Annotated in this window: 12 protein-coding genes; 10 read left to right on the forward strand and 2 right to left on the reverse strand. The window is 57.6% G+C overall.

Annotated features, from left to right (window positions below):
- Positions 1-118: 118 nt before the first annotated feature.
- Together AS89_RS0110855 and AS89_RS0110860 are read right to left on the reverse strand one after the other, a co-directional pair.
- Positions 119-397 carry a hypothetical protein gene (locus tag AS89_RS0110855; RefSeq protein WP_010132647.1) on the reverse strand — a complete coding sequence of 93 codons (279 nt, stop codon included), beginning with the start codon at positions 395-397 and terminating at the stop codon, positions 119-121.
- Between the two features lie 84 nt (positions 398-481).
- Positions 482-862 carry a hypothetical protein gene (locus tag AS89_RS0110860; protein ID WP_029249953.1) on the reverse strand — a complete coding sequence of 127 codons (381 nt, stop codon included), beginning with the start codon at positions 860-862 and terminating at the stop codon, positions 482-484.
- A 10-nt stretch (positions 863-872) separates the two neighbouring features.
- Here AS89_RS0110860 and AS89_RS0110865 point away from each other — a divergent pair, with 10 nt between their 5' ends.
- The 10 genes from AS89_RS0110865 (at position 873) to AS89_RS0110910 (ending at position 12,208) form a co-directional block, all read left to right on the forward strand.
- Entirely contained in the window at positions 873-1,352 is a 480-nt protein-coding gene (locus tag AS89_RS0110865) for a hypothetical protein (protein ID WP_029249954.1), read from the forward strand.
- Between the two features lie 60 nt (positions 1,353-1,412).
- Positions 1,413-2,609 (forward strand): hypothetical protein, encoded by a 1,197-nt coding sequence (locus AS89_RS0110870; protein ID WP_010132650.1) that lies wholly within the window; start codon positions 1,413-1,415, stop codon positions 2,607-2,609.
- A gap of 123 nt (positions 2,610-2,732) precedes the next feature.
- On the forward strand, positions 2,733-4,313 hold the full coding sequence (locus tag AS89_RS0110875; RefSeq protein WP_010132651.1) for a hypothetical protein: 1,581 nt from the start codon (positions 2,733-2,735) through the stop codon (positions 4,311-4,313).
- Between the two features lie 349 nt (positions 4,314-4,662).
- The gene (locus tag AS89_RS0110880; RefSeq protein ID WP_010132652.1) at positions 4,663-6,753 is read left to right on the forward strand and encodes an SUMF1/EgtB/PvdO family nonheme iron enzyme; all 2,091 of its coding nucleotides are present in this window, start codon (positions 4,663-4,665) and stop codon (positions 6,751-6,753) included.
- 11 nt (positions 6,754-6,764) lie between these two features.
- Positions 6,765-7,124 (forward strand): hypothetical protein, encoded by a 360-nt coding sequence (locus AS89_RS0110885; protein ID WP_010132653.1) that lies wholly within the window; start codon positions 6,765-6,767, stop codon positions 7,122-7,124.
- A gap of 119 nt (positions 7,125-7,243) precedes the next feature.
- Positions 7,244-8,038: a MotA/TolQ/ExbB proton channel family protein gene (locus AS89_RS0110890; protein ID WP_010132654.1), complete on the forward strand. Its 795-nt coding sequence runs from the start codon at positions 7,244-7,246 to the stop codon at positions 8,036-8,038.
- Between the two features lie 97 nt (positions 8,039-8,135).
- On the forward strand, positions 8,136-9,440 hold the full coding sequence (locus AS89_RS0110895; RefSeq protein WP_010132655.1) for a hypothetical protein: 1,305 nt from the start codon (positions 8,136-8,138) through the stop codon (positions 9,438-9,440).
- Positions 9,430-10,512, forward strand: a complete 1,083-nt coding sequence (locus tag AS89_RS0110900) for a vWA domain-containing protein (RefSeq protein WP_010132657.1) — start codon at positions 9,430-9,432, stop codon at positions 10,510-10,512. Before AS89_RS0110895 ends, AS89_RS0110900 begins: the two co-directional genes overlap by 11 nt.
- Complete coding sequence (locus AS89_RS0110905; protein ID WP_010132658.1) at positions 10,509-11,510, forward strand: vWA domain-containing protein; 1,002 nt, start codon at positions 10,509-10,511, stop codon at positions 11,508-11,510. Before AS89_RS0110900 ends, AS89_RS0110905 begins: the two co-directional genes overlap by 4 nt.
- 41 nt (positions 11,511-11,551) lie before the next feature.
- Positions 11,552-12,208 carry a hypothetical protein gene (locus AS89_RS0110910; protein ID WP_100169352.1) on the forward strand — a complete coding sequence of 219 codons (657 nt, stop codon included), beginning with the start codon at positions 11,552-11,554 and terminating at the stop codon, positions 12,206-12,208.
- The last annotated feature ends 19 nt before the right edge of the window (positions 12,209-12,227 follow it).

The raw sequence follows: 12,227 nt of genomic DNA on the forward strand, positions 1-12,227 counted from the left end.
TCGACGCTGCCAATAGTGGTATCCATGGCCGTAGCTGGAAAACCCTCGCCTCGGTACTGGTTCTCGCCGCAGTGATCAGTGGCTGTAAGAATCAACAAACACAGCAGCAGCCGCCAGCTCAGCCACAGCAGCCGTCCAGTTCGAGCCCATCGAGTCCGTCGCAGTCACAGTCGCAATCCCAATCGCAGTCGTCGAGCTCATCGAGCAGCCGTTCGCAATCCAGCCCGTCCACGGCCAGCAGCATGCCGTCGCCAAGCTCGCCGAGCAGCAGCCGCAGTCCCAGCGTGTCGACATCCAGCAGCCAGGCAAAACCAAACACTTCGTTTCCCAGTATCGAGTCCGGGGACCGGTCCAGCGAGCAGGCATCCACTGCATCGGACCAGGGTGAGGAATCCAAGCGTCGCTCCAGCGCTCAAAGCAGCAGCGACGCAGACCCAACCGCCAGCCGCAACCCATCCTCGCCGGTGTACAGCGATTCCGATCAGCGCCCGGAAGAATCCCGCATGCCCCCGGACCCTTCATCCAGCAATAGCGAGGGTGAACCACCGGAGGAAATCGACTTTTCTGAGGAAGAAAAGACTGCCAGTAGCGCGTCCAGCAGCAGCTCTTCGAGCGCTTCGTCCAGTTCGTCCAGCAGCTCCTCGAGCAGCAGTGCCTCAAGCAGCAGTGCGCAGGCCAGCGCCAGTGCGTCTGGCGCACCCAGCAGCGCCTCCAGCAGTTCTCCCAGTAGCGCAGCCAGCGGTGCCCCGGCTTCCGCCCAGAGTGGCCAGAGCGGCGGACAAAGCGGTGGACCGAGCAGCGCACAGCAAGCCAGTGCGTCCACCAGTGCGGGCGGCCCCGCCGGTGGCAGTAGTGCACCCAATGAAGCGCCGATGAGCAGCGCCGAACGCGTCGCCGAGCTGGAGGGGCAGTTCGAATCCACCATGGCCAGTTACGACGGCATGATCCTGCGCGAGCGCGACTATGTGCGCAACCGCCCGGCTTCTGAGCAGGAAGAGGAAGCGGTGGAGGACGAGGTCCCGGCAGGGGAATCCCTCGAAGACTTGATCCAGTCTGCCGAAGCAGAGTTACCGGCACCCCCTTCACCCGGCGCCCAGGGCGAGGGCGGCTCTGGCCCCGAGCAAAGCAATTCCAGTGGCCAGGCAACCGGCCCCGGCCTCCCCACCAAAGGGCGCATGGGGGAATACGATCATGGCGGCAGCCCATCCGTGGTACCGGAGGATATACCTACCGGAGACGATGATGATGTTGTCGCGCGCCAGATCCGTGAAGCCGCCACGCGGGAGACAGATCCCGAGTTGCGCGAGCGACTCTGGGAAGAGTATCGGAAATACAAAAAATCACAGAAATAACAACACCCATTCATAGGGCCACTTGAAAGAGTTCGGAGAAACTAGGGAGAGAGTAACGCTATGTTTTTCTCGCATTTACGCAGCACCGTGTGCAGCCTGGCTTTTGGTCTTTTGACCATCACCGGTTGCACCACTACCGAAGTACGTACCACTGCCTACACACCGCTGACGGTGGAAGACCAGGCGATTGCAGAAAACCGGCTCCTGGATGTTGGTATTGTGCAATTTGATGCCGGGCTCGAGCGCGAGGATGAACCGGAAGAGGACGAGCTGGTTTTTCCTGAACTCCGCCGTGCGGAATCCCGTTATATCGCTGTCACCCTGGCTGACGCATTGCAATCCAGCCAGGGCTGGGGTGCGGTACGGGTAATCCCAAGTGAGCGCACCAATATCGACGTCACCGTGTCAGGCACTATTGTCCAGTCCGACGGAGAGACCCTCACGGTCGAGGTGACGGTACGCGACTCCCGTGGGCAGCTGTGGTTTACCAAGGAGTACACCGAACTCGCATCGCATTACGCCTATGACCGCAAGCACCCCACGGAGGGTGATGCGTTCCAGGGTATCTACAACCGCATCTCAAACGACATGCTGATGTACCGCCAGGGACTGTCTGACCAATACATTGCTGAGCTGCGCACCATTTCAGAAATTAAATTTGCCCAGAGTTTTTCTCCCAGTGCATTTCAGCGCTACCTGGTCCAGGACGAGAATGGCATGTATCAGCTGACGTCCCTGCCTGCGGACAACGACCCCATGCTGCAACGTGTGCGTCAGATTCGCGAACGGGATTACCTGTTTGTCGACACACTTCAGGGTTACTACGGGACCTTTGTTAAAACCATGAAGGCGCCCTACCAGGAGTGGCGCGCAATGAGTTTTGAAGAAGTAAAACAAATGCGCGAACTCAAGCGTAAAGCGCGCAACAACACCATCATGGGTGTGGCCGCAATCGTTGGTGGCATTGCCGCGGCTGGCGCAGGCGGTGGTGCGGCAAGCCAGGCCGGTAATGTGGCCGTTGCCGGTGGTGGTTATCTGGTGAAAAGCGGTTTTGACCGACGCTCCGAGGCCAAGATGCATATCGAGGCGCTGCAGGAGCTCGGTGATTCAATGGAAGCCGAAGTGGAGCCACAAATTGTAGAACTGGAGGACCGCACCGTGACCCTGTCTGGTTCAGTGGAAAACCAGTATCAACAATGGCGTGAACTCCTCCGGGAAATCTACCGGGCGGAGACCGGTGGCCTGCAGGATATTTGACGGATTTTCTGCGGGTACACGTCCCTGCCGTGTACCCGCAGTCGGCAAGCGAACTGGGCATGGTTGCGAGTCAATCCTCGCCGCCAACCAATAGACAATAACAGCGAGCACAGCGGAATTCACATGCAACACCGCGATTCCAATTCAAAAGATCCATCCTACATCCAGCCCGCAGAGTTTTCCTTCGGCGGCACGGAAGAGGGTAATTCTCCCAACGCTAATTCGGGTTCGACGGAGCAACAGAACCCCCGACACCTGCGGCAGAAAAATGCCAGGAAATGGGGCCCCTTGCTCATTGGCAGCGGTATGCTCGGTGGATTGGTGGCGGTATTCTGGTTGCTACCGCAGATGATCGACACACCCGCCCCACCGGTAATTACGGCCACTGCTCAGGCGCCCGCTGCACCCACAGCCGCACAGCCAAAAATTGAAGCGTCGCCTTTCACCGAAGCGGAGATCATGCAACAGCGCCGGGACGTTCAGCAGGTGCTGCAAGAAATTCTCCAATTGCAGGAAGAATTGCTTGAACGCCGGGTAGAAACCTGGGCGGCGGAGGACTACTTCGCAGCGCGCACCCTGGCAGAAGGAGCCGATGGTATCTACCGCCAGCGGAAGTTTATGCAGGCGCTAGAACAATACCGCCAGGCATTGGCAGCAATGCAGCAACTGCGCGACAGTATTCCAGCGCGGATCGAGCAACACCTTGCCGAAGGCAATGGTGCACTGGATATTGGCGACGACAAGGCCGCGCACGCAGCCTTTGACCTGGCCCTCACCATTTCTGAAGGACATCCGCGCGGGGAAAAAGGCAAGGCCCGTGCAGACCTTTTGCCGGAGGTATGGTCACACTTCACCAGCGGCAAGGAGGCGTTTGAAACCCTGAAGCTGGATCTCGCGAAAACCGAGCTGGAAAAAGCGCTGGCACTCGATGCCGATACGGCCCCAGCCAAGGCCCTGCTGCCGGACGTTAACGCGGCGATTCTCGAGCGTGATTACAGTGAGGCCATGTCGGCGGGTTACGCGGCGATTGACCGCAATGAATTTGAACAGGCCAAACGACTTTTTTCCAAGGCCAAGAAACTGAAGCCAACCGCGACAGATCCGGACGCAGGCCTGCAACAGGCCGCGAATGGTATCGCCCAGGCGAAAATTGACCGCCTGTTTGCCAACGCCCGGAAAAACGAACAAATGGAGCACTGGCATAAGGCTGCAGAGCAATATACGAAGCTGCTTGAGTCGGACGGCAGCCTGGTGGAAGCCATTACCGGCAAAGCACGGGCCAGCGCGCGGGCGGAACTCGACGATCAGTTGCAAGAGCTACTGGGCGACCCATTGAGCCTGAGCCAGGCAAAACGCAACCAGTATGCGCGCAAGGTACTTGCTGATGCGCGTGGACTCGATGCGAGCGGCGCCCGCATCACCGAGCAGATTGAATCCCTGGAGACGGCGCTTACTCGGGCGCTGATCCCGATTACCGTGGTGCTACAGTCTGATGCCAGCACCCAAGTGACTATTTACCACGTCGGCAAGCTCGGTAACTTCTCACAGCGGGAAATCGCATTGAAACCAGGCCGCTACACGGCGGTGGGTACGCGTCAGGGATACCGCGATGTGCGCCAGGAATTTGTGGTTGATCCCAAGTCCGACTCACCGGTTGTCACTATCCAATGCGCAGAAAAAATTAACAGCGCCAATAATTCCTGAACAAGGAAACCCTGCCCCGGCGAACAGATCAAAAAAGTACACGATTTTTCACGTAGTGTGCACTGTTCGCCGGCATCGCCACCCCAGAAAAGCTGACCAGCCGGACGCGTATTTTTCATTATTTTGACGAAGCCATCAGTGGACGAAATTGTCGTCTCGGTATCGCCAAAACAAGCAAAGCTACGCCAATCATTCGGCGATTCAGGCCGCACAGACGAGAGCAGACTAAGCTGAAATGCGCGGCTTTGTGTCTCTTGTCCAGAGGTGTCTCCGCCGAAACTGCATGCGGATAAAAATGCGACAGCCGCGACGGAAAAATCAATAAGTACGCAGTAACAGGGAATCATAAATGACAGCCAAGGAAGCGGTATCCGCTCGCGATAGTGAGCCGTCCAGCGAAGATGCACCCGTCATTCAGCCAATTGGCTTTACCCCGGCTCCGGTATCTTCCGGTAGTAAGAAACTCCTGCTGTCCCCGAAAGCGATTGTCGTCGCCAGTTGCCTCCTGGCCGGCGCGTTGATGCTGGTGTACCTGCTGATCGCCCGCTCGCTGATCTTTGAAACCCAGCCAGGCGATGCCAAGGTTACCGTGAGTGGCATTGCACTCCCCCTGGGAGACGGTCACCTGGTGTTACCTGGCCATTACAACTACACCGTGAGCGCCACGGGTTATGTGCCACAAAGTGGCGAGGTGGAGGTGCGCAGCGATCGCAACAGTCGTCATGCGGTGAACCTGGAGCGTCTGCCCGGGCACCTGCAGGTGGTCACCGACCCCAATGTGCCGGTGCGGATTTTGGTAAACGGTGCGGAAGTCGATAGTGAAGCGGGACTGGCATCCGCGATCCCAGCGGGCCGCAAGCGCATCACTATTCTCACCGAACGCTACCTGCCGTTTAGTAAAGAGCTCGAAATCGAGGGCCTCGACAATACGCAAATACTCACTGCGAACCTGCGCCCCGCCTGGGCTAACGTACATATCACCAGTAACCCTGCCGGTGCCACCGTGAGCGTAGAGGGAAAAATTCTCGGCACCACGCCGCTTACCGCCGAGCTGGTTCAGGGCGACCGGATGGTGGACATTTCACTGTCACAATACAAGACCGTGCAGGTTCCCGTGCCGGTAACCGCCGGTGTCGACCAGACTCTGCAAACCGTCGATCTGTCCGCCGCCGATGGCACCCTGCGCGTTGTGAGCACCCCCGCTGGCGCCAGCGTAACCGTGAACGGAGAATACCGCGGGCAGACTCCACTGGATTTGGATCTCGCATCGAACAGCCGGCATAAATTGCGCTTCTTTATGGATGGCTACAGCACGGTTGAACGCTCGGTGGATGTGCGTGCCGGCGACCTGCGGGACATGAATGTCGAGCTCAGCGCGGTATTCGGCAAGGTATCCATTAGCAGCAGTCCGGCGGATGCCCAGGTGTTCATCGATGGCAAGCTCGCCGGTGTTGCAGGCCAGACCTTTACCCTGCCCACCCGCAGTCACAGCATCCTTGTGCGCAAGGCGGGCTACGAGGATTACCAGACCACCATTGTGCCCTCCAACAAGTTGAAACAGTCGGTGCGCGCCGTGTTGTTAACCGGCGAGCAGGCACGCTGGAGCAATGTCCCAACCGAGATCACCCATGGCGCAGGCGGCAAGATGCTGCTGATGCGTCCGAAGGCGGAATTCACCATGGGCTCCTCACGCCGCGAGCAGGGGCGACGGGCCAATGAAGTTTTGCGCAAAGTTGCGCTTACCCGCCCGTTCTACCTCGGTACCACAGAGGTCACTAATCGAGAATATCGACGCTACCAGCGCATGCACAACTCCAGCCATGCCAACGGAGTCAGCCTGGATAACGACCGGCTGCCGGTGGTGAATATCAGCTGGAATGACGCCGCACTGTTCTGCAACTGGCTCAGCGAACGCGATGGGCTCAAACAGGTATACCGTACCGAAGGCGGCCGCGTTACCGGCTTTGATGCCAGCGCCGATGGCTATCGCTTACCCACCGAAGCCGAGTGGGCCTGGGCCTCGCGCTTTGAGCGTGGCGCCATGCGCAAATTCCCCTGGGGTGATGCTCTACCAGTCGGAAAAAACTCTGGTAACTACGCCGATAGTAGCGCAGGGCAAATTGTCCCGGCCGTGCTGCGCACTTACAACGACCGCTATCCCGCAACGGCGCCCGTCGCCAGCTACAGCCCAAACCACATTGGCCTGTTTGATATGGGCGGCAATGTATCCGAGTGGATTCACGACATGTACAGCATCGGCACCGGGCTCTCCCTCAAGCGAGAGGAAAATCCGGTGGGCGCGCAGGAAGGGGATTATCACGTGGTGCGCGGTTCCAGCTGGAAGCATGCGGGCCTCACCGAACTGCGACTTTCGTACCGCGACTACGGCGCTGACCCACGCAACGACATTGGTTTTCGCGTCGCCCGCTGGGTCAAGTAATCGGAGTGCTCATGAAACAGATTAAATCGCCACCCAGCTCTGCAGCCGTTGCACAGGCCCTACTTGTGAAACGCCCGAGCAAGAACCGAGTTGCGTTTATTTTGGCAGCAACTTTTGCCTGCGCGCTCGCCCTGCTCCCCCTGCCGAGTGCCGCGCAAGATGCCGCCGGCAGCGCGGGCGAAGATGCACAACAAGGCAGCGAGTCCGGGAATACGGCAGCTCCGAAAACAGCAGTGGACACCACAGTCGCGCCAAAGCCGAAGAAAGCCAAAACCCGTATCAAAGCACAAAGCGCAGAAAGCGCAGACAACTACGAAGCAACGGAAGAGATTTCCGAGGATCTTTCTGTTTCGTATCCAGTGGACATCTGAAATTGACCTAAACATCGCACCTGGTCCCGATGACGGAGCGGTGCGCAGAGCACGCACAGACAATAGCAATACCGGGCCAATCACCAAAGGAAGGCCCCCAAAAGGAAGCGGGAAATCTCATGAAATTCAAGTCTTCAGATTTTATGTTCCAGCTGTTTGCCCTGCTCGGGGCCATCATCCTGGTTCATGCCATCTACGTTGCGATTATCCGCCCAAATGCGGATGCCTTGATTGCCGAGCAGATGGCGCGTGAAGAGGCCGGCGAAACCTATGCGCAGCAGCGCTCCCTCTACATTGTGATGCGCGACTACGAACAGGAGGCCTGCTTTGTCCTGATGCTATGGGCCATGGCCATCATGGGTCTCAAAGCCCGCCGCTCCATACGCGAGCGCAAGCTGCTGGACGAAGCCCTGCTGAATGTCAGTGAAGGCACACCGATACTGCCAGAAGATGCGCGCGATCTTTCGCGACCGATCCAGGCACTGCCAGAAGACGAACGAAATTTTTTGCTCCCCCGGGCACTGCTCACCGCGCTGCAGCGTTTTGGATCTACCCGCAATGTAGCGGCGGTGTCCAACTCAGTGAAAGAAGTCTGTGAGACCGAGGGGGATAGGCTCGACAGCGAATTGGCCATGGTGCGGTACATTACCTGGGCTATCCCATCGATCGGATTTATCGGTACCGTGCGCGGTATTGGTGAGGCCCTGGCGCAGGCGCACCGCGCCGTGGAAGGGGACATTGCCGGCGTCACCGTCAGCCTCGGTGTGGCTTTCAATTCCACTTTTGTGGCACTGGTAATCAGTATCGTAATTATGTTTTTCACGCACCAATTGCAGTTGATGCAGGAGCGGTTGGTGTTGGATACCCAAAATTATTGCGACAACAAATTACTCCGCTTCCTCAAGGTGAGTTAAGCAACGTCGAGAACGTTTGAGCAATACCGGCAATCCCGGTCAACCAGAGATTTGGCAAGTCACGGACCTGACTGCCCAGAGCAAAACAGGAATTGGCATGAGCAAGGGTGTACTGGAAATTAACGACTGCGGTCTGCGTGTTTTCGATGGCACAAATGAAATCCTCGAAAGCCCTGGGGTCGCGATTATCAATAGCAGTGAAATCATTACCGGTACTGCTGCGTTGATGCGCGCACGCAGTCACCCCACCGAAGTAAATCATCAGTTCTGGCGGCGGCTAAGCCTGGAGTCGGTAAAATCGAACAATCCGGGATGCCGTCACCATGCGGATCTCGCGTTTTGCCAGCTCAAGCACATCGCAGAACTTTGCGACTTGCCGGATGAAGTCGCCCTTGCGGTGCCCGGCAACTTTACCCATGAACAGCTCGCCCTGTTACTCGGGGTCGTCAAGGAAAGCGCGTTCAACAGCGTCACCCTGATTGACAGCGCAGCTGCCTGTATCAGCAGCTGCGCACCCCGCGGTAACCACCTGCATGTGGAGCTGCACCGCCACCAAACGCTGGTGAGCCGCGTGGAGGTACATGAGCATGCGGAACTCGCGATTGCCGAAACCGTCACCGATTCCGGCCTGCAGCATTTCCAGGAAGCTTGGGCACGAGTCTTCAGCGATGCCTTCGTGATGCAGTGCCGCTTTGACCCCTTCCATTCCGCCGAGGCAGAACAGCAATTGTATGACCTGCTGCCGCAGTGGATAGCCCGGGCGATGCGCCAGGGCGAAGTCATGGCAGAACTCGACGACCGCACCGCAAAGGTCAGCCTGCGCCAACTGCAAGACGCAAGCACCCCTATCCTCTCGCGGGTGCGCGCAATGATCGACAATCTCGGCGATGCCAACAGCGTGGTGTTCGTATCCCATCGCTGGGCAGAAATCCCTGGTGGTGCACAGCTCGCGGAGCGTATCCACCTGCTCCCCCACAATGCCGTGGCACAGGCGGTGGAAAACCACTGGCAGGAGCTGCACTCGGAAAGCGGCAACCTGCGCCTGATCACCAGCCTGCGTGCGGCAGAAGCCCACGATATCGCGGTGCAGGTAAACGCTGCCGCCGAGGCGGGCGCTACCCACCTGTTACATGGCCACCGCGCCCTCGCCGCGCAACAGCCACTATTCGTAAGCTGGCAAAACGGCAAACTGGACATCACCCCTACGCCACCTACCCACCCCGCGGCCACCATCACAAACCACGCCGGACGCCTTGCGTTGCGCGTGGATGCCGGCGCGGACTTGATGTTAAACGGCGAATCGATTTCCGCCCCGGTGAACCTTACCGCCGGTGACCGCATCGGCGTAGCGGACTTCGACGGCGTAATCACTGCGATCAGCGTGGAACAATATGGCGCGTAAAAATCGGCGTTTTACAACATTTAGCCTGTCATTCCTCGACATCATGTCCTGTGGTTTTGGTGCCGTGGCGTTGATCTTCCTGATCATCAAACACGGGTCGGACCACGATATTGAGGCCGAGAACCAGGACCCGTCGGCGGAAGTAAACCTGCTCCAAGAAGAGGTGCAGTTCGGTCGAGAGCACATGGTGCTGGCCCGCAACACCCTGGACACCACCAGTGACGAGCTTGCCAAGGCACAGGGCCTGGCACGGCGGATCATGGAGCAGATCGAAGAGGTCAAAGGCAATCTCGCTGAGGTCGACAGCACTACCGACGAGATGGACATTGCCCGGCTACAGGAAAAACTGAAAAAGCTGGAGCAGGCCAAGAAACAGCTCGAGGAAGAAAACAAAAAGCTCGGCAACAATGTGCGCAAGTTTGTCGGCGATGGCGACCGGCAATATCTCACCGGCCTGCGCCTGGGCGGTGACCGCATCCTGATTTTGCTGGATTCCTCTGCCAGCATGCTCGCCGATGAGCTGATCAAGGTTATCCGTACCCGAAACATGTCGGATTCGGTAAAGCGCAATACAGAAAAGTGGCGCCGTGCCAAGCAAACTGTCAACTGGCTGGTGGCCCAGTTTCCCCAAGACAGCCAGTACCAAATCTACACATTTAACACCAGTTTCCAGGCTGCAATCGTCGGTACCGAAGATCGCTGGCTGAATGTCGACGATCGCGATCAAATCGACGAGGCAATGAAGGCACTGGATAAAGTGGTGCCCCAGAACGGCACGAGTCTCGAGCGTATTTTCCAGGCAGTGAACAATATGTCCCCACTGCCGGACAACATCATTCTGATCACCGACGGCCTACCCACCCAAGGTATGAAAGCGCCGCGTGGTAACACCGTATCCGGCAAGGACCGCAGGAAGCTGTTCCGCAATGCGGTGAAGGTGTTGCCAAAGAGTATTCCGGTGAATGTGGTACTCGCCCCCATGGAGGGTGACCCCTTTGCCGCCAGTGAGTTCTGGAAGCTTGCGATGAGCAGCCAGGGCTCTTTCCTCGCACCCTCTAAGGACTGGCCATGAGCAGACGTAGCAAGCGACAGCAAGAAGAGTTCAGCATTTCTTTTCTCGACGTTATCTGTTGTGGATTCGGCGCGATCGTCCTGCTGCTTATGATCGCGAAAACAGTGGAGCCCATCGTGCTTGAAGAAGCGGAACTGGATCTGGATGCCCAGGTGCAGGAACTGCAGGAGCAACTGGCAGAGATCCGCGGCGAAACCACCGTTTTGAACCGCGATTTGAATGCCAAGAAAGAGCAGCTGGACATCGAGACCAAGCGTATTGCCAAGCTGAAGGGCGAACTGGAAACCTTGCAAGCAGTCTACGCGCGCAAGACTGAGAGTGAATCAGAGGAAGGCAAGCTGAAAGGTGAGCTGACCATCGCCCTGCAGAGCATGACCGATGAAATGAAGCGTCTGCTGGGTGAAAACTATCAGCGCAAGAACAATGTGATTGGCGGTATCCCCGTGGATAGTGAGTACATCCTGTTCATCATCGACACCTCCGGCAGCATGTTCAATTACGGCTGGGATCGAATGATTGAAGAGATGGTAAACACGCTCAATCTATATCCCAACGTAAAGGGCATTCAGGTAATGAACGATATGGGGGATTACATGTTCTCCAATTATCGCAATCGCTGGATACCCGATACACCCGGGCGTCGGCAGGCCGTGCTTGATCGCTTGCGGGCATGGAATCCCTTCAGTAATTCCAGCCCGGTGGAAGGTATCCAGAAAGCCGTCCGAACCTTCTATGACCCAAACAAGAAAATCAGCATCTACGTGCTCGGCGATGAATTCACCGGCAAGTCGATTCGCAACGTCATGATGGCCGTGGATCGGGTCAATGCACAGCGGGGTGAAGACCAGCGTATGGTCCGCATTCATGCCATCGGCTTCCCCATTCAGTTTTCGCGTCCACTGCACCTGCAAACAACCGGCCTGCGTTTTGCCGCACTGATGCGAGAGCTCACCTACCGCAATGGCGGTACCTTCGTGGGACTCAACGATTTTCGGTGAAACTAATTTGACCATGGGCACGGATCGCCCGGGAGCACGCAATGACTATCTGGCTAAATGGACTTCGCACAATGGGCAGGCTAACTGCGGTACTCGCCGCGGTGCTACTCACTGCCTGTGCCCATACCGTCTCGGTTGACGGGCAGTTTCCCACCCCCGTGGGTAACCAGCACCCCCTGACCGTGGGCGTATATCTGAGTGATGACTTCCGACAGTTTACGTATAGCGAAAATCGGGATGACCGCGACGAATGGAATATCAATACCGGGCGCGCGCAAAAAAACCTTTTCGAGACAGTTCTCGGGTCAATGTTCCGGGAAACCATCAGCCTCGCCCAGTATCCCAGCGACCTGCCCCAGGGTCTGGACCTGGTGATCGTGCCCGAGGTGCGCGAGCTCCAGTTCACCATGCCACGAGAAACCCGCGTCAATATTTTCGAGGTATGGATCAAGTACGACATGCACGCCTACAACCAGCGTGGCGATTCTGTGGCGGAGTGGGTAATTACTGCGTATGGGAAAACGCCCACGGCATTTTTGAAATCGCAAGAGGCCGCGCTGGCTCAGGCGATTAATGTAGCGCTGCGCGATGCGGGCGCCACGCTTTATACCGGTTTTACCCAGGTGCCGGAGCTGCAGGCCTTTATTGTGAACAAGCAGCGCGCACTGAGTATGCAGGAAGTGACTGGCGAGAAGTAGTGCGCAGCGGCGCAAACTG

It is taken from the genome of Microbulbifer agarilyticus S89 (assembly GCF_000220505.1).
GTDB classification, from domain to species: domain Bacteria; phylum Pseudomonadota; class Gammaproteobacteria; order Pseudomonadales; family Cellvibrionaceae; genus Microbulbifer; species Microbulbifer agarilyticus_B.